This is a genomic window from Candidatus Poriferisodalis sp., from assembly GCF_965208485.1.
Taxonomy (GTDB): Bacteria; Actinomycetota; Acidimicrobiia; order Acidimicrobiales; family Poriferisodalaceae; genus Poriferisodalis.
The window spans coordinates 4,241,254-4,261,786 of sequence record NZ_OZ242344.1 but is presented as its reverse complement, the minus strand read 5'-3'; the positions used below and the strand labels follow the sequence as shown (position 1 = coordinate 4,261,786).

The 20,533-nt window shown below is 67.4% G+C and carries 12 protein-coding genes, 1 tRNA gene and 1 pseudogene; 3 read left to right on the top strand and 11 right to left on the bottom strand.

Annotated elements, in window-relative coordinates:
* The first annotated feature begins 115 nt into the window (after positions 1–115).
* Entirely contained in the window at positions 116–1,771 is a 1,656-nt protein-coding gene (locus ACOGXQ_RS19510; protein WP_419945264.1) for a hypothetical protein, read from the top strand.
* 61 nt (positions 1,772–1,832) lie between these two features.
* Here ACOGXQ_RS19510 and ACOGXQ_RS19505 read toward each other — a convergent pair whose 3' ends face one another.
* Both ACOGXQ_RS19505 and ACOGXQ_RS19500 read right to left on the bottom strand, forming a co-directional pair.
* On the bottom strand, positions 1,833–2,939 hold the full coding sequence (locus ACOGXQ_RS19505) for a ribonucleotide-diphosphate reductase subunit beta (protein ID WP_419945263.1): 1,107 nt from the start codon (positions 2,937–2,939) through the stop codon (positions 1,833–1,835).
* A 45-nt stretch (positions 2,940–2,984) separates the two neighbouring features.
* Positions 2,985–5,468 (bottom strand): ribonucleoside-diphosphate reductase subunit alpha, encoded by a 2,484-nt coding sequence (locus ACOGXQ_RS19500; protein ID WP_419945262.1) that lies wholly within the window; start codon positions 5,466–5,468, stop codon positions 2,985–2,987.
* 321 nt (positions 5,469–5,789) lie between these two features.
* On the opposite strand from ACOGXQ_RS19500, the gene ACOGXQ_RS19495 reads away from it, so the two are divergent.
* Positions 5,790–7,049 (top strand): NAD(P)/FAD-dependent oxidoreductase, encoded by a 1,260-nt coding sequence (locus ACOGXQ_RS19495; protein ID WP_419945261.1) that lies wholly within the window; start codon positions 5,790–5,792, stop codon positions 7,047–7,049.
* Between the two features lie 29 nt (positions 7,050–7,078).
* On the opposite strand, the pseudogene ACOGXQ_RS19490 reads toward ACOGXQ_RS19495, so the two are convergent.
* From ACOGXQ_RS19490 to ACOGXQ_RS19470, 5 genes and pseudogenes are all read right to left on the bottom strand, one after another.
* Positions 7,079–7,450: pseudogene (locus tag ACOGXQ_RS19490) on the bottom strand (DUF427 domain-containing protein).
* A 62-nt stretch (positions 7,451–7,512) separates the two neighbouring features.
* Positions 7,513–7,590, bottom strand: a tRNA-Pro gene (locus ACOGXQ_RS19485).
* A gap of 147 nt (positions 7,591–7,737) precedes the next feature.
* Positions 7,738–7,971 carry a hypothetical protein gene (locus ACOGXQ_RS19480; RefSeq protein ID WP_419945260.1) on the bottom strand — a complete coding sequence of 78 codons (234 nt, stop codon included), beginning with the start codon at positions 7,969–7,971 and terminating at the stop codon, positions 7,738–7,740.
* Positions 7,968–9,395 carry a ribosome biogenesis GTPase Der gene (gene der / locus ACOGXQ_RS19475; protein WP_419945259.1) on the bottom strand — a complete coding sequence of 476 codons (1,428 nt, stop codon included), beginning with the start codon at positions 9,393–9,395 and terminating at the stop codon, positions 7,968–7,970. The genes ACOGXQ_RS19480 and der overlap by 4 nt, the downstream gene beginning before the upstream one ends.
* Entirely contained in the window at positions 9,392–11,008 is a 1,617-nt protein-coding gene (locus tag ACOGXQ_RS19470) for a DUF512 domain-containing protein (protein WP_419945258.1), read from the bottom strand. The genes der and ACOGXQ_RS19470 overlap by 4 nt, the downstream gene beginning before the upstream one ends.
* A gap of 79 nt (positions 11,009–11,087) precedes the next feature.
* Between ACOGXQ_RS19470 and ispH the strand changes: the two genes are divergently transcribed.
* Positions 11,088–12,140 carry a 4-hydroxy-3-methylbut-2-enyl diphosphate reductase gene (gene ispH / locus ACOGXQ_RS19465; RefSeq protein WP_419945257.1) on the top strand — a complete coding sequence of 351 codons (1,053 nt, stop codon included), beginning with the start codon at positions 11,088–11,090 and terminating at the stop codon, positions 12,138–12,140.
* 465 nt (positions 12,141–12,605) lie between these two features.
* On the opposite strand, the gene ACOGXQ_RS19460 is transcribed toward ispH, so the two are convergent.
* From ACOGXQ_RS19460 to ACOGXQ_RS19445, 4 genes are all read right to left on the bottom strand, one after another.
* Positions 12,606–13,301: a lysophospholipid acyltransferase family protein gene (locus ACOGXQ_RS19460; protein ID WP_419945256.1), complete on the bottom strand. Its 696-nt coding sequence runs from the start codon at positions 13,299–13,301 to the stop codon at positions 12,606–12,608.
* On the bottom strand, positions 13,298–15,448 hold the full coding sequence (gene aroA / locus ACOGXQ_RS19455) for a 3-phosphoshikimate 1-carboxyvinyltransferase (RefSeq protein WP_419945255.1): 2,151 nt from the start codon (positions 15,446–15,448) through the stop codon (positions 13,298–13,300). Before aroA ends, ACOGXQ_RS19460 begins: the two co-directional genes overlap by 4 nt.
* Positions 15,445–16,563, bottom strand: coding sequence for a prephenate dehydrogenase/arogenate dehydrogenase family protein (locus ACOGXQ_RS19450; RefSeq protein ID WP_419945254.1), 1,119 nt, complete (start codon positions 16,561–16,563; stop codon positions 15,445–15,447). Before ACOGXQ_RS19450 ends, aroA begins: the two co-directional genes overlap by 4 nt.
* Before the next feature lie 79 nt (positions 16,564–16,642).
* Entirely contained in the window at positions 16,643–20,377 is a 3,735-nt protein-coding gene (locus ACOGXQ_RS19445) for an indolepyruvate ferredoxin oxidoreductase family protein (RefSeq protein ID WP_419945253.1), read from the bottom strand.
* Between the last annotated feature and the right edge of the window lie 156 nt (positions 20,378–20,533).

Genomic DNA, 20,533 nt, shown 5'->3' with positions numbered 1-20,533 from the left:
ACGCCCGAGCCGCCGCGGACGCTGAGTGGCATGTTCTGATGCCGAATGGACGGCGAGAGTGATTTCATTCTGCGGGCAGGGCGGCGCTGGGCGGTCTCAGCGGCGGGGCAGGGCGATGCTGTTCGCTGCTGTGTCGCTGGGCTGCGCGGCCGCGTTGATCGCTCCGGTCGGCACATCGATTCCGGCGGGTCCGGCGCCGGCTGCGGCGGCGGCATTCACCGATTCCCAGCCGGAATTGCTGCTCGAGGCGTCAGATCTGGCCATGACGCTGCGAGCGGAAGTGCTGACCGACATCGAAGCGCATCACAACGAGCGCAGAGGCATCGGGAACCACTATTTCGGTCAAGCCTCCGTCGCCGGCGATGCGCGGTCAGTCGAGAACGTGGTCTACGCTGTCGAGACCGCTCACGACGAAGCGCCGCAATGGTGCGACACTCCGGAACCGAGCAGTTGCAACCCCGTGGAAGTGGGCATCAGGCCGTGGTCGGGACTGCTGTACCTGTACCGTCCGCACAGCAATAGAACGCGGCCCCACTTGACGAGCAACTGGCCGGCGCGGAGAGTACAGATATCAGCGCAGGATCCGTGGTCGGACATCAAGGTGTACCGCGACGTCTTGATCGACCGATCGGACCGCGCGCCCGACTGCGATGACTATCCCGACCGCAACCGCGAACGTTTTGCGTGCCTGTTTCTTGCGGAGACGCTGCTGGATGATCCCCCGGAGACGACCGCAGCACTCCAAGAGGCTCTGCCGCCCTTGACCCAGTCCGGTTCTGAGTATCAATTGATATTCGAAGAGCTCTTCGACGACGGGGTCGCAGCAGACAGCGATACCTGCATGAACGGCATGGCAAGCCTGGATCGGGAGATCTGGGAAGCCGATCGGGAACCGTGCGTGAACACAGCAAGCGACTCAAAAATCGACTCAAAAGGCAGGACCTGCTTCAATGTCGTCGGCGGCCACTACACCTATGGCGTCATATGGAGCTGCCAGCCAAGGATTTCCACCGAGGGCTGGTTCTCCTACAAGTACGGCTACGTCGAAATCAAAGTCACGTTGGAGATCAGGTTTCTGGTGCAATGGACCAACCTGTCCTTCACCGTGGGACCCACTATTTCGGAACTGGCCGCGCACCATGACATTTGGAATATCGACAACTCTGACGTGAAAGGTCTCTATACCAACGCTGCCTTAGAAATGGATGTGATGGAATATGTAGCGCAATGGAGATTATCGTTAGCTCATCAATACCTCAATCCATATGAAATTAGCGATGCAATTTTACCTCAACGAACCATTCGCCGGACGTATTTCTGCAGACCTGTCCCCTCGGAAAAGCTGGGCGTATCGTTTTATTCAGATGAAGTATGTCCCCATCCCCTCCATAGTGACGTAACAATAACAATGGGCCTTGAATGGACCCCCAGAGGCTTTCTCGCCTATCACAAAGTGGACAGTCTCCACGACGACTTTGTCAAATATCCTGCGGACCAGACAGAGTTGGAGTTCAGGCCAATTGGCGAGGGACAGTGGAGTGCGGATGCAACGGTGGGCCGCAGCGATTTCTTTGAGACCTTCACCAACGAGGAGAACGTCGATCTCATTCTGGAGCAGGTGGGCATCAGCCATGCCCCAGCTTTCCTCAGATTCAACGGCAAGACATGGGCTCCTCAACTGTCGGGTTTCGTGTCGAGAATTCATGTGGATTACGTCAGGGTCTTTCAGCCGCGTGATGGCTATGCGGGGATGGAACCCGTCTACCAGTAAGGTGCTTCGCGATTCCTGGGCCAAGGTTCTGGCGACACCCGAGCCGCCGCAGACGCTTGGCTCAGAAGTCCTCGTCGAAGGCGACCTCGCCTTCGATGCCGACCTGATAGGCGGCGACAGTGCGCTCGAAGAAGTTGGTCAGCTCCTGCACGTCCTGCAGCTCCATGAAGCTGAAAGGATTCTTCGAGCCGTAGCTCTTCGGAAGCCCGAGCTGGGCCAGACGCTGGTCGGCGACGAACTCCAAGTACGCTCGGGTGTCGCTCACCGACATGCCCGCCACGCCGCCCGAGAGCACGTCCTGGGCGAACTTCGTCTCGACGTCCACCGCTTCGTCGATCATCTTCCGGATCCGCTCGGCCAGCACCACGTCGAACAGCTCGGGCTCCTCGGAGCGGATCGTGCGCACGACCTCGAAGGCGAAGTTCATGTGGGCCGACTCGTCGCGGAACACCCAATTGGTGCCGGCCGCCAGCCCGTTCAGCAAGCCCTTCGACCGCAGGAAGTAGACGTAGGCGAACGCGGCGAAGAAGAACAGCCCCTCTATGCACGCAGCGAAGCAGATGAGGTTCAGCAGGAACGCTTGGCGATCATCAGCACTCGACAGCCGGTCCATCGACCAGACGCTGTCCATCCAGCGGAAGCAGAAATCGGCCTTCGCTGCGATCGACGGGATGTTCTCGATGGCCGCGAATGCCGCTGACCGTTCATTCAGGTCCGGGATGTAGTGATCGAGCAGCGTCAGGTAGAACTGCACATGCAGCGCTTCCTCGTACAGCTGCCGGCTCAGGTACATCCGAGCCTCAGGGCTGTTGATGTGCTGGTAGAGGTTCAGCACCAGGTTGTTGGCGACAATCGAGTCGCCGGTGGCGAAGAACGCCACGAGACGGTTGATGAGATGCCGCTCAGCCGGTGCGAGCTTGCGATTCAGATCGACGATGTCATCGGAGAAGTCGATCTCCTCGACGGTCCACGTGTTGCGGATGGCGTCGCGGTACATCTCGAAGAACTGCGGATACCGCATCGGTCGCAGCGTCAGCTCGAAGCCTGGATCCAGGATGTGGCCACGCCGAGGCGTCGGATCGGCATCCCGGTCGGCTCGCGACGGACCCTCGGGACTCGGGTCGCTGACGAGCGGGGTGATATCGAGTTCTGACTGGATGAGTGCCATGAGGTTCCTCTGTCGGTCGTGGGCCTCTTGGTGGTCGGCGACGGCTCAGTCGCAGGCCTCGCAGGCCTCGGGGTTCTCGAGCGAGCACGCAACGGCATCGGCGTCCGCCATGTCTGACACAGCGGCGACCTTGCCGATCGCCGTGTCTGACATGACGGAGACGATTGCCTCACACTGCGGCTCAGCCGCAGCCGACGTGGCAGTCCGCGAAGCGGTGTCGGTGGTGGTCTGGTTGATGCGGGTGGCCGGCCGTGAGCGCAGGTAGTACGTGGTCTTCAGTCCTGACTTCCACGCGTGCATGTACATCGAGGAGAGCTTCCCGATGCTGGGGCTCTCCATGAACAGGTTCAGCGACTGGCTCTGATCGATGAATGCGCCGCGTGCCGCAGCCATGTCGATGAGCGAACGCTGCGGCAGCTCCCAAGCCGTGCGGTACACCGAGCGGAGGTCATCGGGAATTTCCGCGATGCCCTGCACGGAGCCTTCGGCCATCTTGATCTTGTTGGCCATGGCCTCATCCCACAGGCCGCGGGCCTGCAGTTCACGCACCAAGTAGCGGTTGATCTGCATGAACTCGCCCGAGAGCGTCTCACGCTTGAACAGGTTCGACACCTGAGGCTCGATGCACTCGTAGCAGCCGGCGATGGAGGCGATGGTGGCGGTCGGCGCCACCGCCACCAGCAGCGAGTTGCGCAAGCCGTGCTGTGTGATCCGCTCGCGCAGCTCAGCCCAGCGCTTCGGATCCGACGGCTCGACGCCCCACAGGTCGAACTGCAGTTCCCCGCGGGCGGCACGGGTTTCGCCGAAGGCCGCATGCGGCCCGTTCTGGCGAGCCAGCTCACAGCTGGACCAGACCGCCCAGTAGTAGATCTCCTCGGCGATGCGTGCCGCGATCTCGCGGGCCTCGGGCGAGTCGAAGGCCAAGCCGAGCTGGAAGAACACGTCCTGCAAGCCCATCACGCCGAGCCCGACAGGACGCCAGCGCTCGTTCGATCTAGCGGCCTCAGGTGTCGGGTAGTAGTTGATGTCGACGACGCGGTCCAGATAGGGCACCGCTGCCCGCACGACCTCTCCCAGCGCTTCGCAGTCGACTGATCTGGCGCCGCCGTCGCCGTTGCGCACGAACTTGGCCAGGTTGACCGAGCCGAGATTGCAGACCGCCGTCTCGGCTTCGCTGGTGACCTCGAGGATCTCCGTGCACAGGTTGGACAGGTGGATCACGTTGCCGGGCTCGCCTGTCTGATTGGACTTGGCGTTCGAGGCGTCCTTGAACGTCATCCAGCCGTTGCCGGTCTGAGCCAAGGTGCGCATCATGCGGCTGTAGAGATCGCGGGCCGACACCTGCCGCTCGTACAGACGCTCCGCTTCGGCTTCCCGGTAGGCATCGGTGAACTCGTCGCCGTGCAGGTCGGTCAGATGCGGGACCTTCTTGGGGTCGAACAGCGACCACTGCCAGTCGTTCTCGACCCGGCGCATGAACTCGTCGGGCACCCAGTTCGCCAGATTCAGGTTGTGGGCCCGCCGGGCGTGATCGCCGGTGGAGTCCTTCAACTCCAAGAACTCCTCGATGTCTGCATGCCACGACTCGAGGTACACGCAGGCCGCTCCCTTGCGCCGGCCGCCTTGGTTGACCGCCGCCACCGAGGAGTCGAGCGTCTTGAGCCACGGCACGATGCCGTTCGACAAGCCGTTGGTGCCGGCGATCAGCGAGCCACGTGAGCGCACGCGGTGCCAGCCCACGCCGATGCCGCCGGCGAACTTCGACAGCTTGGCGATGTCGCTGTAGCGGTCGTAGATGCCCTCGAGCGAGTCCTCCGGGCTGTCGAGCAGGTAGCACGACGACATCTGCGGATGCGCGGTGCCCGAGTTGAACAGGGTGGGCGACGACGGCAGGTAGCGCAGGCTGGAGATCAGCTCGTAGAACGAGATGGCCTCTTCGGCATTCCGAGACAGGCCGCAGGCGACCCGCAGCAGGAAATACTGCGGTGTCTCGATGACCGTGCGGTTCTCCGGGTGACGCAGCAAATAACGGTCGTACACCGTGCGCAGCCCGAAGAACTCGAAGCCGCTGTTGCGCTCCGCCACGACAGCGTCGTTGAGCTTGCGGGCGTTCGCGCCGACGAAGGACACCACATCAGCGTGAATGAGGCCGCACTCGCCGCCGAGATCGATGGACTGGCTGAACGAGTAGATGTTCTGGTTCTGAACTTCCTTGTCGATATAGGTGGCGAGCAGCCGTGCCGCCAGCTTCGAATAGTTCGGCTCCTCGGAGATCAACGCAGCGGCAGTACGGATCGAGAGCTCGTCGAGCTCGGTGGTAGTGGCGCCGTCATGGAGGCCGGAGATGGTCCGCGTTGCGACCCGCATGGGGTCGACGCCGGCCAGTTCGGTGGCGCAGCGTTCGACCGCGCGAACGATCTTGTTGACGTCGACGGCCTGCATGGAGCCGTCGCGCTTCTGCACGCGCATGCCGGGGGTTTGCGTGGCTTGCTGCTGCGTGTCGCTCGCCAGCGTCTCGATGGTGCTCATCTGCCGACGCCTTGAATTGGACATGCACCGAGATGCGCTGTGCGACGTGCGATGTTCATGCCGATCTCATCCCTCTCATCCCGCCGAACGCAGTGCCGTCCCGGGTGCTTGCAGGCCACGGCGACTGCCCGAACCACACTCTTGTAGTTACACAGGTGTGAGGAACATTTATAGCGCGGTCGGATCGGCGCTGCGAGCCTTGGCCCGATCCCTTGGCAACTGGCCTCCTACGGGCTGCTGCCAGCGCACCGGCGCGCGCTCTGCCCGCTTCTGGGCTGTGCCGCCGGTCTTCTTTCCGTTCTGAGATGACACACTGCTCGCGTGTCGAACTCCCCGAAACGCATAGTCATCGTCGGCGCCTCCCTGGCCGGCGCGCGCGCTGCCCACAGCGCACGCGCCGCAGGCCATGACGGACCGCTGACGCTCATCGGCGCCGAACCGCATCTCCCCTACGACCGGCCTCCCCTCTCCAAGGAGTTCCTGACCGGCGATCAGGACGCGGATTCACTGGCTCTGGATCCAGATGACGCCTACGACGACCTCGACGTGGAGGTGATGCTGAGCACCCACGCCGTGGGACTCGATGTGGAGGCCCGAACGGTTGCCATTGCCCCGGCGGCGGGCGGAGGTGCCGAAACGGTGCCATTCGACGGACTCGTCATCGCCACCGGCGCAGCCGCTCGACCACTTCCGGGCACCGAGGGCATCAGGGGCGTCCACACGCTGCGAACCCTCGACGACTCGGCGGCGATCCGGGAAGGTCTCCGGGCCGGCGCACGGGTTGCTGTCGTCGGCGGCGGCTTCATCGGCTCAGAGGTTGCCGCTTCCGCCAAGGCTCGCGGCTGCGAAGCGACGGTCATCGAAGCGGCCCCGGCGCCGCTCATGCGCGGGCTGGGCGCCGAGATGGGCATGCAGGCAGGTGCCCTCCACCATCAGAACGGCGTCGATCTGCGCCTCGGCGTCGGGGTCGACGGCGTGCTGGGAGCCGGCCAAGTCGAAGCAGTTGGGTTGGCCGACGGCAGCAGGATCGAAGCAGACCTCGTAGTCGTGGGCATCGGGGTGGCGCCCAACACGGCATGGCTCGAAGGCTCTGGTCTGCAGATCGACAACGGCGTCGTCTGCGACGCCACGCTGTGCTGCGGACCGCCGGGCATCTATGCCGTGGGAGACGTCGCACGCGCACCCAATGGATGGCTCGCACCGTGGTACGGCAGCTCGCCGATCCGGGTCGAGCACTGGACAGCGGCCGTCGAGCACGGCATGGCCGTCGGGCGCAGTCTGGTGGCACCCGACGAAGCAGTGCCCTACCTCTCGGTGCCCTTCGTCTGGTCCGACCAGTACGACGCGCGCATCCAGATCGCCGGTCATCCCGACGCCGGCGACCACGTCGAGTTGCTCGTCGGCTCGGTCGAAGACGACCCCGAATCAGGCCGCGCCTTCCTGGCCGGCTACCGGCGCGACGGCCGGCTGAGCGCGGTGATGGCGCTCAACGCCATCAGGCCGTTTGTTCGATTCCGTCGGCTGCTGGCCGGCCATCCCACCTGGGAAGAAGCGCTCGAGCTGGCAGCCACGCTCGGCTGATCGGCTCGTGCGCCGGGAGCCGAATCTGCTCAGGAGATGACCTGGGAGACTTCGTCCCGCTCGGCGTAGAAGCTCATCATCCCGGTGATCTCTGCCATCTCGGGGATCGGATCGGTGTAGGCCCACACGACGTCGTCGTAGGTCTTGCCGTCTGTTGCTACTGACCAGTAGCTGGCGTCACCCTTCCACGGTCAATGGGTCGACAAGTCGGTCGGACGAAGCAGATCCATCCGTACGTCCGATGCCGGCAGGTAGTGACGCGGCGGCAGCCGTCCCTCCCTCAGCACCAAGGCTGCCGTCGACTCGGCCACGACCACGCCGTCCACCCGGACGGTGACCCGTCCTGGCTCCGGCAGGATCGCAATCTCCGGCTTGCGATGCTCTGTCGCCGTCTCGCTCATCAGTGCTCCCCTCCCGAATTCGCTGCTCGGTCACCCCAGCGGCCCACGCGGCTCGCTGGCAGTGGTCGGGCTGAGAGGATTTGAACCTCCGACCCCTGGTCCCCCAGACCAGTGCGCTAACCAGACTGCGCCACAGCCCGTGTAGGCGAGCACGATACCGGCTCGGGTTCCGAGCCGGTCCGCCGCCGGCGTTCACATGACGTGGCTCCGATGCTCAGCCGATGACCTTCGCCGCCGCCTTCAGGCTCGACGCCGATCCAGCGGTTCACATGACGTGGCTCCGATGCTCAGCCGATGACTCCTGCGAACCACTGCACCAGCCAGACGACACCCTCAACGGCGCGCCAGCCCAAGTACAGCGTCGCCATGGCCACGACGAGCCAGAAATGCCACGGCGCTCCGCTGCTGCGCGGCGCCGGCTCATCGGGACGGCTATGGGGACCGGTTGCGTGACGGGAGCTTCCGTCGGCCTGCGGGCGTCTGTTCCGTCGCCCCTCGACGCCATCGACTCTGCGTCTCATCGGCGACGCACCCGCAACCGCAGCGGCGTCTTGGACAATCCCAGATCCTCTCGCAGGCGGCGCTCGAGGTAGCGCAAGTAGGTCTGGGGCAGCTCCCGGTTGGCGAACAACGTGAACGTCGGGGGCTGAGTCGCCGCTTGGGTGGCATACAGCACCCGCGCACCTGCGGGGGCAGGCTGAGCAGACTGCGCTAGCTGGATGATCTCGTTCACCTTGGCGGTCGGCGCCCTCGACTCGTACGCCTCCACGGCGGCTTCGATCGCCGGCACCAGCCGATGAACTCCCCGTCCGGTCAGGGCGCTGATGCGCAGCACCGGCGCCTCGCCCACGAAGTGCAAGCGGCGGGCGAGGTCGCCCAGCACGACCTCGCGGTGCTCCGCATCGAGCGTCTCCCATTTGTTGAGCAGCACCACGATCGGGCATCCGGCGCCGTCGATGCGCTCCGCGAGCCGCTGGTCCTGTGCTGTGACGCCCACAGTGGCGTCGATGATCAGCAGTGCCACGTCGCAGGAATCGATCGCTCGCAGGGCTCGCAGGTTGGCGTAGTACTCGGTGTCGGCGTCGACGCGGGCCTTGCGGCGCAGACCGGCAGTGTCGATGAACCGCAGCGGGCCGGCCTCGGTGACGACGAGCGTGTCGACAGCGTCACGGGTAGTGCCCGGCCGGTCGTGGACGACCGAGCGATCATCGCCGATCAGCCGGTTGAACAGCGTCGACTTGCCCACATTGGGGCGGCCCACGATGGCTACCGAAGGAATGTCCTGACCTTCGCCGCCGTCGTCGGTGCCGCCCGGGTCTCGAGTGTCGCCTGAGTCCTGCGTGCCGCCGGCGTCATCGCCATGGTCGCCGTCACTGGCGTCGAGGGCGCCGTTGCCTCCGTCCGCGGGTGGTTCGGCTGCGGGGGCAGTCCGAACCGTCTCGAGCTGTTCGAGCAGATCCAGCACCCTGTCCAGCAGGTCGCCCACGTTGCGGCCGTGCAGCGCCGAGGCGGCCCACGCCTCGCCGAGCCCCAGCCGGTTGAACTCCCAGCGGCCATCGTCGCGGACCCCGCTGTCCGCCTTGTTGGCGACCACGATCGTGGGCCGGCCGCTGCGACGCAGCATCGCCGCCATCTGCGCATCGGGCTCGGTGATGCCCACCGTGACGTCGACCACGAGCAACAGCACGTCGGCGTCAGCCATCGCGCGCTCGCTCTGGGCTGAGACCTTGTCGTCCAGCGTGTCCCCATCGGCGGACCACCCACCGGTGTCCACCACCAGGAACTTGCGGCCCCGCCACGCCGCTTCAGCGGTCTTGCGATCACGCGTCACCCCCGGCTCGGGCGCCACCACCGCCTCGCGGCGGCCGACCAGCCGGTTGAACAGCGTGGACTTGCCGACATTGGGCCGCCCCACGATGCCCACGACCGGCAGGGACGCGCTCATGGGGCGGCTCCTGCGGTCGCTGTATTCCGACGGCCCGGCCCGGTCCCCGCGGCAGCATCGAGGAGCCGGCGAAGCGCAGTGCCGTTTGTCGGGACGATCTCGACCGGCTGGGGCAGGTCGTCGGGCGTCATCCCGTCGAGGAACTTCCCGCCCGACAGGCAGACGTCGGCCAGCAGGTAGCGATGCCCCGGCGGCTCGCACGCCAGTGCTGTGGAGATGTCGGCTCCCCCAAGCAGCCCAGTGACGCCGATGTTGCCGCCGAAGAAGTCGTTCGGCACCTCGATGGTGCGCACCTCGGGCACTGCTGCATCGCCGGCCGCCATCACGGCTGCCCGCCATTGGGACACGAGCGGACCCAGCACGGCCGCTCCATATGTCCCGGTCAGGATGCCGATCGGCCGATCAGTGCCCCGACGAGTGCCCCGACGAGTGCCCCCATCAGTGCCCCCATCAGTGCCCCCATCAGTGCCATTGCCGTCTCGGCGCATTCGCGTGGGCGCCTGCACCGCGATCGGGCGCAGCGACAGCGGCAAGGCGGCGGCATCGATCTCGCCGCTGCGGTTGGCACCGTGGCCCGGCGCTCGCACAGCGCGATACCCCTGCGCCGGCGCTCCGTCGACCCAGGAGAAGAACCCTGCGGTCGGCGCACGCGGCGGGATCTTCCCGCCGTCCGACGCCCCGGGGATGGCCATGAACTCCTGCTCGAATGCCCGCGCCATCCCGATGCCGTCCTCGTGCATCGGGAAGTCGCCGTAGGTCTCCGCCGGGGGGAAGGGCCGCCCGGCGAGGAGGTAGTACTCGTCGGCGGCGAACACCAACCGGCGGCCGAGCACGTCGAGATACCGCTGCTGCCACTCGGTGCACAGGTCCACCACGGCCGCTGCTTCGTCTCGTGAGTGCGGGCGCATCGCAGGCTCCCGCTGGTGGGAGCTGACACCGAGCGGCACGACTGCCAGCGTCGACAGCGACGGATACCTGTCGAGCACGCCGGCCAGCGTGTCGGCCAGCACGCTGCCGTCGTTCACCCCCGGGCACACCACCACCTGGCCGTGCACCTCGATGCCGCCGTCGAGCAGCGCCGCCAGCCACCGCAGGCTCATCGCTCCTCGCGGGTTGCGCAGCATCCGGGCCCGCACATCGGGATCGGTCGCGTGAATCGACACGTACAGCGGCGACAGCCGCTCATCGAGGATGCGCTCGAGATCCAGTTCGGTGAAGCGCGTCAGCGTCGTGAAGTTGCCGTACAGGAACGACAGGCGGTAGTCGTCGTCCTTGAGATACAGGCTGCGGCGCAGGCCGGGCGGCAGCTGGTAGATGAAGCAGAACTCGCAGTGGTTGTCACAGGTCTGCACACGGTCGAAGATCGCCGCGTTCACCTCGGCGCCCAGCGGCACGCCGGCGTCCTTGGCGACTTCGACGGTGATGTCCTGGCCGCCGCGGCGTACCGCCAGCGTGGGATCGGCCTCGTCCAGCAGCAGCTGCCAGGCGATGACATCGGTCGGGGTGACGGCGTCGATCGACATCACCTCGTCGCCGACTGCCAAGCCTGCCCGCTGTGCCGCCGAACCGGGCTCGACGGCGACCACGACCGCAGCAGCGACCGGCCCCGACATGGGTTCAGGATAGGAAGCGGCCGCTGTCGCCCACCTTCGCAGGGCCGCACCCGGGGACGGTGCAGTTAGCGTGACCGCCGTGGCTGTGGAACGGGTGCTGCTGGCTGCGCCCCGCGGCTTCTGTGCAGGCGTGGAGATGGCCATCAAGGCGCTTGCGTGGCTCGTCAGGTCATTCCCGCCGCCCGTGTACTGCTATCACGAGATCGTCCACAATCGCTTGGTGGTCGACCGCTTCGAACGGCTCGGCGTGGTGTTCACCGACGATGTCTCTGCGGTGCCGCCGGGCCGGCCGCTCATGCTGTCCGCCCACGGCTCCGCTCCCGAGGTCGTCGCCGAGGCCCGCCGGCGGGGGGGCTACGTGGTCGATGCCGTCTGTCCGCTGGTCACCAAGGTGCACCACGAGGTCCGGGTGCGTGCGGGCAAGGGCTTCAGAGTCGTCTATGTCGGCCACGAGGGCCATGACGAGGCCGTCGGCACCATGGCGGTCGCACCCGAGTCGATCTCGCTGGTGTCCGAGCCAGCCGATGTGGCGGGCCTCGACGACTTCGACGCGCCTGTGGCCGTGCTGGCGCAGACCACGCTCAGCCACCGCGACTGGTCCGATGTCGCGGCGGCGGCGAAGGACCGCTTCGGCGACGTGTGGATGCCCGGCCGCTCGGACCTGTGCTTCGCTACGACCAACCGTCAAGGTGCGCTGGCCGAGATCGCCGCGGCCTGTGATGCCGTCGTGGTCATCGGCTCAGCGAATTCGTCGAACACCATGGCGCTGGCCAAGGTGGCAGCGGAGTCGGGCTGCAAGCGCGTGCTGCGGGTGAACGCCGCCGCTGAGCTGCCCGATGACCTCGCCGGCACGGTGGGAGTCACCGCTGGGGCCTCCGCGCCGGAGGAGCTCGTGGACGCAGTGATCGAGCGCCTCGCGCCTGCGGAAGGCACCACCGAGGTGACGATCACCGACGAGGACGAGTACTTCCCCCCGCCGCGGGAGCTGCGCGACCTGCTCGCAGCGATGGAGACGGCCGTGCACGCCAGCCTCGGCGTGCCACCAAGCCGCCGAGTCAGCGCAGCCGACCGGTCAGCCGCCGCCAGCGACGTGCTCGCCGCACTCGCCGCACCTTCGATCAGCAAAAAATAGTGCTCGCGCATCACGATGTTTCGTGCATGTTCGATATATGTCAAGTGGTGACTTCGACATGCCGCGGCGCAAGTCCGTATCCCTCAGTCCAGAGGCACTGCGCGACCTCAGAACGACGGCCGCGCGACGCAGCAATGAACGCGAAGCGATCGAGGAAGCACTCCGACTACTCGCCGAGAAAGACTCCCAACGCGATGCGATGGACGAGTTCGTCGAGTGTGCCCTCGCCGAATAGGGAGAACCGTCCGAGGCTGAGAAGGCCCGCGCCGAGGAGATCCTGTCCAGCCCGTGATCTTTGATGCAGGCGTGTTCATCGCTGTCGAGAGTCGGCAAGATCTTCTGCAGTGGATGAATGTTCACGTCCATTGGCGCTCTCCACTCCCTGTCGGCCGACTTTGCACCGCGGGAATGTCGTGAGACGCTAGCTGAGGAGGCCGTGTGGCTCAGATCCTCAGCCGTGCGAGCTCAGTAGACGTTGGGGGTGCCGACGGCGGCTTGGGCTCGGTCGAACACCTCCTGCACGCGCTCGCGCAGCTCCTCGGTGGTCTCGCGGATCGCCCCGCGCGAGACGCGGCCGCTCGGCCCGGGCGCCGGCGGGTCCATCGGGGTGCCGATGACGAACTTGATCGGGCGGGGATACATGAACTTGGCGCCGCGCGGCATTGCAGCCGCTGTCCCGCCGATCCCGACGGGCACGATCGGCACCTGCGCTCGCCCCGCGAGATACACCGGTCCGTCCAGCAGCGGCAGCACCCGCGGCCCGTCCTTGCGCTCGCCCTCGCCGAACATCACTACCGGGCAATCACCGAGGGTCAGCGCATCGAGGGCGGTCCGCAGCGCCGCGCGATCTGCTGTGTCACGGTTCACCGGAAAGCAGCCGATCGTGGTGAACAGCCAGCCCGCAAAGCGGTACTTCCACATCGAGTCTTTGCCCATGACCCGCATCCGCGCCGGAATCGCAGCGTGTATCGGCGTGTCGATGTAGCTGCGGTGGTTGGGGACCCACACGCAGGGGCCATCCGGCAGGTTCTCCAAGCCATCGACGGAGATGCGGTTCCACGCCCGGAAGACACCCCAGATCGCGTACTTCATGATCCTGTAGACCGCCATGTTGAGCGACCCGTCACGCAACTCGACTCCGACTGGAACGGGTCCGGTCACTGAAGCGCTCCGGAGGGGGGAACGGCGGCGGGAGCGGATGCAGCGGCGGGACCTGCGTCTTCCGCACCAGCGCCGGCCGTGCCCAGGGCGCGTCCGGCAACGCCGTTCGCACGGCAATACATCGCAGTGATGGTCTCGACCGTTTCGCCCTCGGACAGCTCGCTCGTGTCGACGATGACGGCTCCGGGCGCTACCCGCAGCGGCGAGTCATCTCTCTGCGAATCGAGACGATCACGCTCGGCCAGTTCTGCGGAGAGCGCTGCGTGAAGGTCGTCAAAGTCAGCCAGCACATCGGCCGACTTCTGCTGCAGCAGGCGCCGGGTAGCGCGCACCGCCGCAGCGGCGGTGAGGAACACCTTCAGGACTGCATCGGGGAACACCACGCTGCCGATGTCGCGGCCCTCCATCACACCGCCGCCGACGCGGTGAGCCCAGTCCCGCTGGCGCCGGGTCAGCACCCACCGCACCTGCGGGTTGGCGGCCACCACGCTGACACTGCGATCCACCTCTGCACTGCGTATCGCGGCGGTGGCATCGGCGCCGTCGACGGTGACCTGCTGCGAGCCGCTCACGCTGGAGATCTCGATCTGCGACGTGCGTGCAATCTTCGCCACCGCCGCGAGGTCATCGAGGTCGACTCCTGCCCCGAGCGAGGCCCACGCCACCGCCCGGTACATCGCGCCGGTGTCGAGGTGGTCCACGCACAGTTCGGCCGCCACCGCACGAGCCACGCTGGACTTGCCCGACGCAGCGGGGCCGTCGATCGCGATCACCGGAACCGTCGACGCGGAACCCCCCTCCGGCGAGGCTCGGAGCGTCTCGAGCACGTCGTAGAAGTCGGGAAAGGTCTTGGCTACGCACTCAGGATCGTCGATCTCGATCCCGGCCACCCGCAGGCCGATGAGCGACATTGCCATCGCCATGCGGTGGTCTCCATGGCTGTCCACCAATCCTGCCCGCAGGCCGAACGGATTGGCACGCACGGTGATGCCGTCGGGCTCGGCTGTGGCGTCGATGCCGCGTTTGGCCAGCTCGGCTGCGGTGTTGGCGATGCGGTCGGTCTCCTTGCGGCGGATGAACCCGATTCCCTCGATGGCAGTCGTGCCCTCGGCGAACGCCGCCACGGCCGCCAGCGTCTGCGCCGTGTCGGAGAAGTCGCGCAGGTCGAACGTGCCGGCACGCAGCCGCCCGTCCGACGGAGCGCCGACCGTGACGGCATCGTCGCTGACGGTGACCTCCGCGCCCATCTCGCCGAGCACCCCGGCAAAGCGCACATCGCCCTGGATGCTGTGGCTGCCGAGCCCTTCGACCCGCACGCTGCCGCCGCACAGCGCAGCCGCTGCCCAGACATAGCTGGCAGCAGAGGCATCCGGCTCGATGGTGTAGTGAGCTGCGCGGTAGCCGCCTTCGGTGACCACGTAGCGATCGGCGCTGTGCACGACCACGTTGGCGCCGAAGGCCTCCATGACTGCCACCGTCATGTCGATGTACGGCCGGCTCACGGTGTCGAACGCAGCGTCGATCTCCACGTGGATGCCGCCGCGCAGCGGTCCCGCGAGCAGCAGGCCCGTGGCGAATTGGCTGGACACATCGGCCCGGATCCGCACGTGGCGCAATTGCGGGTCCTCACCGGCGCCGGCCGAAGTCACCTCGATCGGCAGGCAGCCGTGCTCGCCGAGCTCGTTCACCTCGACGCCCAGCGAGCGCTGCGCCGCGAGCAGGTCGTCCTGCGGGCGCGCCCGCAGCTGGGGGTCGCCGTCGAGCAGCCAGCGGCCGCCGAGCGCTGCGACGACGGGCAGGACGAAACGGGCCGTCGTGCCCGACGACCGTGCGTGGACCATGATCGGCTCGCCGGCGGCGTCATGGGCAGCACCGGGAGAACCCGAGCGCCGACCGCCGATGCCGTCGATGATGAGCCGGCGCGCGCGGCGGTCGATCTGCACGACCGCACCCAAGGCGGTGACCGCATCGATCATGGCCTCGGTGTCATCCGCGAACAGGACGCCATCGAGCGTGCTGCGACCCGTGGCCAGGGCTGCGCACAGCACCGCCCTGTTCGTGATGCTCTTGGAACCCGGCAGCAGCGCCGTTCCCGACGCGCCGTTGGTGAACGGGCCGATGACCCCGACCACCCGCCCGTCGCTCATGCCAGGTCGCGTGTCGTGGGGTGGTAACCCTGCCCGGCGAGGGCCGCAAGAAAGCGCTGTGCCTCGGTGCGCGCCACGACGAGGACCAGCACGCCGTCGGCCCCCTCCGGCGAGTGGGCCACCTCGATATCGGCGACGTTCACATCGCAGTCGGCGGCGAGCATGGTGATCGCCGCGATCTGGCCCTTGCGATCGGGGATCGGCACGCGCACCTCGAGGAGTTCCTGGGGGCGCACGTAGCGCGACGGCAGGTTGGTCCGTGCCCTGCGAGCCTGGGTGAGCACCGTGCGCAATCCCTCACGATCGCCGTGCGCCACCACCTCGCGCACCTGGTCCAATCGCTCGGACAGCTCGTCCAGCACGGTCACGATGGCGTCGCGGTTCTCGCCGCAGATGTCCAGCCAGATGCCGGGATGTCCCGCGGCGATGCGCGTCATGTCGCGGAAGCCCCCGGCGGCCAGCCGCAGCAGCGGCGCATCGTCGAGGGCCCGGTCGTCGGCGAGGCACATCAGCGAGGCTGCGGCCAGGTGAGGCACATGGCTCACGACGGCGACGAGCGCATCGTGGCGCTCCGGCGTCATCGTCACGACATCGGACCCGATCCCAGCCAGCACCGTCTGGCACGCACGCAAGGCTTCGTCATCGGTGGACCCGGTCGGTGTCAGCGTCCACACGGCGCCGGCGAACATGTCGGGGTTCGCTCCTTCGACTCCTTCTTGTTCGGAACCCGCCATCGGATGTCCCGGCACGAACCGGGGATCGGAGATGTCGTGAGCCACCGGCGTCTTGACGCTGCCCGTGTCGGTCACCACAGCACCTGCCGCCGCAGAGTCGGCGAGCGCGAGACCCACCTCGCCGGCCAGGCAGGCAGCGGGCACCGCAACCACCCAGAACGTGGCATCGGCATCGGTGCCGATGGCATCGAGACAGCCGAGCCGGAGCGCCCGCTGGGCGTGGTCGTCGATTGCGTCGCGCCCGGTGACGTGCCAACCCGACTTGCGCAGCGCCGCGGCGACCGATCCGCCGATCAGGCCGGTGCCGACCACTTGGGCGCGCGGCACCTCGTCGGCGCCGAATGAAGGCGCCTGCGCAGCCGTGCGGGGTTCCGTCGCCACGTTCCGAAGGGTACCGATGGCTCCTTATCGTCCCCGGCGAGGACTCGCAGCGACTATCCGGCTTCGATGCGGGCGAAGCTCAGTCTGCGGGGGCGAGCTCGGAGACTCGCTCGTCGAGCTCAGCGCGGAATATCGCGACGTTGGCCATCTTGATGTCCTCGTAGCCCCGCACCAGCTCCGGCAGGCGCGCTATGGCGATCGTCTGCTCGTACAAAGGACGCTCAGTGGGGCACTTGCCCGCTGCATCGCCCGTTGTGCCCCGCTCTTGCTCGCTGCGCTCACGGGCCGCTCGGGCCGCTCGGGCCACGGCTTCGCCTGCCGGCTCAGCCTCTTGGCGGGCGGCGCCGACGTCACGCTCGAGGACCTGCACCGCTGCGTCGACGGCGGCGAGGTATTCCCCGACCAGGGCTCGCTCGGTTCGACGCACCTCGGTGTGCCCGAAGGGATCGCACCAACGGCCCCGCAGCCGTTTGCCGCGCGCCAGCAACGCGAACGCCGGACGCCACGCGGTCGAGAATCTGATCTTGCCAGTGCGCCCGAGGACCCGCATCAGCGGCGGATGCAGCTTCCACGACACCACGCCGCCGACCGACGTCGCGAGCCGGCGTGCCGCGGCGTCCGTGACCGGATCGCACATGAGTCGGGCAACCTCGTACTCGTCCTTGTAGGCCATGAGCTTGAACAGGCCGCCGGCGAATGCCGCCGTCAACCTGGCCGTCCCGTCCCCAGCCTTGCGATCGGCTCGCGCCACCCGTTCCACGGCGTCCCCAAATTCCGCTGCCAGCCGCTCCGACTGGTAGGCGCAGAGCTCGGCCGCGTAGGTGCGCAGGCCGGCCCGCAGTCCGTCCGGGTCGCCGTTGCTGCTGCGGAGGCCGAGGGCGTCGGCGATCTCGTCGATCCGGGTTTCGAGCCGATCCGGCACAGTCTCGGCGCCGATGCTGTCGTCTGATGCAGAAGCGTCAGGACTCCCAGCCGACACGGCCGCCGCGGCGTCGGTCACGCTCTGCGGGTCGGCGACGAATGCCCGGCCCCAGCGAAACGCCGCGAGGTTCTGTGCCACCGCGACGCCGTTGAGCTCGATCGACGCCTCCACGCTGGCGGGCGCAATCGGCAGGCCGCCCGCCTGGACGGCCATGCCCACCACGAACACGTTCGCGGTGACCGCCGAGCCGCACAACGCGGTCACCAGCTCGCCGGCATCGGCCCAGTGACGCCGACCGGAGACGGTGACGGATGCCACTCGTTCGAGCAACGCGTCCGTCGAGGGCATGTCAATGCTGGGGTCGGCGACCATTGCACCGGTCGGCGTGGGAGTCGTCGAGCCGGTCACCATGGTGCGGCTGGGGTCGGCGACATCGAGACCCGCCTCCGACGCTGCCACCAGCAGGTCGAAGGCCAGGATCACGTCGGCTTGGCCCGTGCCCAGGCGTGCCGTGGCCGGGCCGCCGAGGCGCCGCAGCCGCAGGTCGCCGACCACCGTGCCGGCCTTCTGCGAGAGACCGATCTGATCGAGCCCCCGCACCTCGAAACCGTCGAACATCGCGGCGGTGCCCAGCACCTGATTCACGGTCACGACACCGGTCCCGCCGATCCCGCACATGCGCAGCGACACTTCGTCGGGACCGGTGATGCAGACCGGTCCGGGCAAATCCGTCGGCGGCTCGGGACGCTCGAATGGCTCGCTGCTCGCCGGGCGGCTCCATCGCAGCGGTGCGAGCATCTCCCGCACGGCACTGCGCAGCGGGCCGGGTGCCTCGACGGTCATGAACGACGGGCAGTCGCCGTCGAGGCACGAGTAGTCGAGGTTGCACGAGGTCTGGTCGATCCGGGTCTTGCGGCCGAAGAACGTGTCGGTCGGCTGCACCGACAGGCAATTGCTCTTGGCGCCGCAGTCGCCGCAGCCCTCGCAGATCCGCTCGTTGATCAGCACCCGCGTGGTCGGCGTCGGCTGGGCGCCGCGCTTGCGGGCACGCCGTGCTTCGGCCGCGCACTGCTGATCGTGGATCAGCACCGTGACACCCTCGATGCCGGCCAGAAACTCCTGCGCCTCCATCAGCCGATCGCGATGCCACACCTCGACGCCCGACGGCAGCGCGCGGCTGCGGTAGTCCGCGGGGTCGGCGGTGGTGATCAGCACTCTGGCGGCGCCGCCCGCCAGCAGCCCTGCTGCGACGTCGGGCACTTCCAACTGGCCCGCTGGATCCTGCCCGCCGGTCATGGCAACGGCCCGATTCCACAGGAGCTTGTAGGTGATGTTCACCCCGGAGGCCACAGCACCGGCAATCGCCAACTGGCCGCTGTGGAAGTACGTGCCGTCTCCCAGATTCTGGAAGATGTGCTGCGTCTCGACGAAGGGCGACATGCCGATCCACTGCGTGCCCTCCTGGCCCATGCAGGTGACGCTCACGATCTCGCCGACGCGCTCGGGCTCCATGAACAGCGCCATCGTGTGGCAGCCGATGCCGGCGCCCACCACCGCGCCATCGGGCACCTCGGTGGAGCGATTGTGAGGGCAGCCGGAGCAGAAATACGGCGACCGGCGCTGCTGGGGCGTCAAGGTCAGCGGGAGGTCGATGCGCACGCGTTCGGGCGCTGCGGCGACGAGCCGGTCGCCGATGCGGGACTCGAGGCGGCTGCGCAGCGGGGCGATGAGGTCGTCTGCTGTCAGCGCGCCGAAGGACGGAAGCAACGTCCCGTCATGCTCGTCGGTCTTGCCGACGATACGGGGATGGTGCGACTGGTTGTAGAGGGCGTCCTTGAGCAGCGACTCGATGTTGGGGCTCTTCTCCTCGATCACGAACATCTCGGTGACGCCGCGGGCGAAGTGCCTGGCCCTCTCTGCGCTGAACGGGATGGGCATGCCCATGCGCACCAGCCGGATGCCGGCGTCCATCACTGCATCGTCGCCGTCGAGACCCAGCCGCTTCAGCGCCTCGCGCACCTCCCGGTAGGTGATGCCCGAGGCAACAATCGCGATCCACGCATCGGGGGGATCGACGGTGGCGTCGTTCAGCCGGTTGGCGGCGGCGTACGCGATCGCCAACTCGTAGCGGACCTCGACGATCTCCTGTTCGATGCCGACCGTGTGCGGTGTCAGCAGGTAGCCGTCGGGGGCATGGCGGTACGGCACGCCGTCGACCGTCGGAATCACCGGATCGAACCGGTCTGGGTCGAGCAGCACGGTCGCGGCGCCGTCGGCGACATCGGCCACGATCTTCAGGCCCGTCCACAGACCCGTCGTCCGGGACATCGCAATTGCATGGCGGCCAAGATCGAGCGCCTCAGCCGGCGTCCCCGGGTAGAGCACCGGGATGTGCAGATCGGCCATGGTCCCCGCGGAGCTGGACGGGATGGTGGAGCTCTTGGCCGCAGGGTCGTCACCCGCGATCGCCACCGCGCCGCCATGGGGATCCGTGCCGGCGAAGACTGCGTGCCGCAACGCGTCCGATGCCCGGTCGACGCCGGGCCCCTTGCCGTACCAGAGACCCACCACGCCGTCGTAGGCGGCATCAGGCCGGGTCGTGGCCAGCTGGCTGCCCATGACAGCGGTGGCGGCCTGATCCTCGTTCACCGCAGGCGAGTGCACGATCGGCAGGTCCGTGGTCGCGCATGCAGCCTCGACAGCAGCGTCATAGCCGCCGAGCGGCGAGCCCGGGTAACCCGACACGAACGCCGCCGTGCGAAGCCCGGCCCTGCGGTCGGCTCGCAGCTGCTCGATGGGCAGGCGGGCCAGAGCCTGCAGCCCCGTCATGAACGTCGTGCCGCGATCGTCCGTGTACCGCCCCGACAGCCGGTAGGTCTCTGCGAGGCTCATCTGCACTCTCCGGTGTGTACGGCGCTGACTCCTGCCGCCGCCGGCCTTCGACGGGAACCTGAGCGCGTCATGCCCATTGTGGTCGCTGGCTGCGACACGAGCGGTACGCCCGAGCGCTGCGCGTTCCGACCGCCGGGCAGCGGAACGCACTTCGGC

Excerpts from the sequence above, each read along its gene's own strand:
- ACOGXQ_RS19500 (WP_419945262.1), bottom strand. The coding sequence starts at position 5,468 with ATGAGCACCATCGAGACGCTGGCGAGCGACACGCAGCAGCAAGCCACG.
- ACOGXQ_RS19510 (WP_419945264.1), top strand. The coding sequence starts at position 116 with ATGCTGTTCGCTGCTGTGTCGCTGGGCTGCGCGGCCGCGTTGATCGCT.
- ACOGXQ_RS19480 (WP_419945260.1), bottom strand. The coding sequence starts at position 7,971 with ATGAGACGCAGAGTCGATGGCGTCGAGGGGCGACGGAACAGACGCCCG.
- ACOGXQ_RS19445 (WP_419945253.1), bottom strand. The coding sequence starts at position 20,377 with ATGAGCCTCGCAGAGACCTACCGGCTGTCGGGGCGGTACACGGACGAT.
- ACOGXQ_RS19505 (WP_419945263.1), bottom strand. The coding sequence starts at position 2,939 with ATGGCACTCATCCAGTCAGAACTCGATATCACCCCGCTCGTCAGCGAC.
- ACOGXQ_RS19470 (WP_419945258.1), bottom strand. The coding sequence starts at position 11,008 with ATGTCGGGGCCGGTCGCTGCTGCGGTCGTGGTCGCCGTCGAGCCCGGT.
- der (WP_419945259.1), bottom strand. The coding sequence starts at position 9,395 with ATGAGCGCGTCCCTGCCGGTCGTGGGCATCGTGGGGCGGCCCAATGTC.
- aroA (WP_419945255.1), bottom strand. The coding sequence starts at position 15,448 with ATGAGCGACGGGCGGGTGGTCGGGGTCATCGGCCCGTTCACCAACGGC.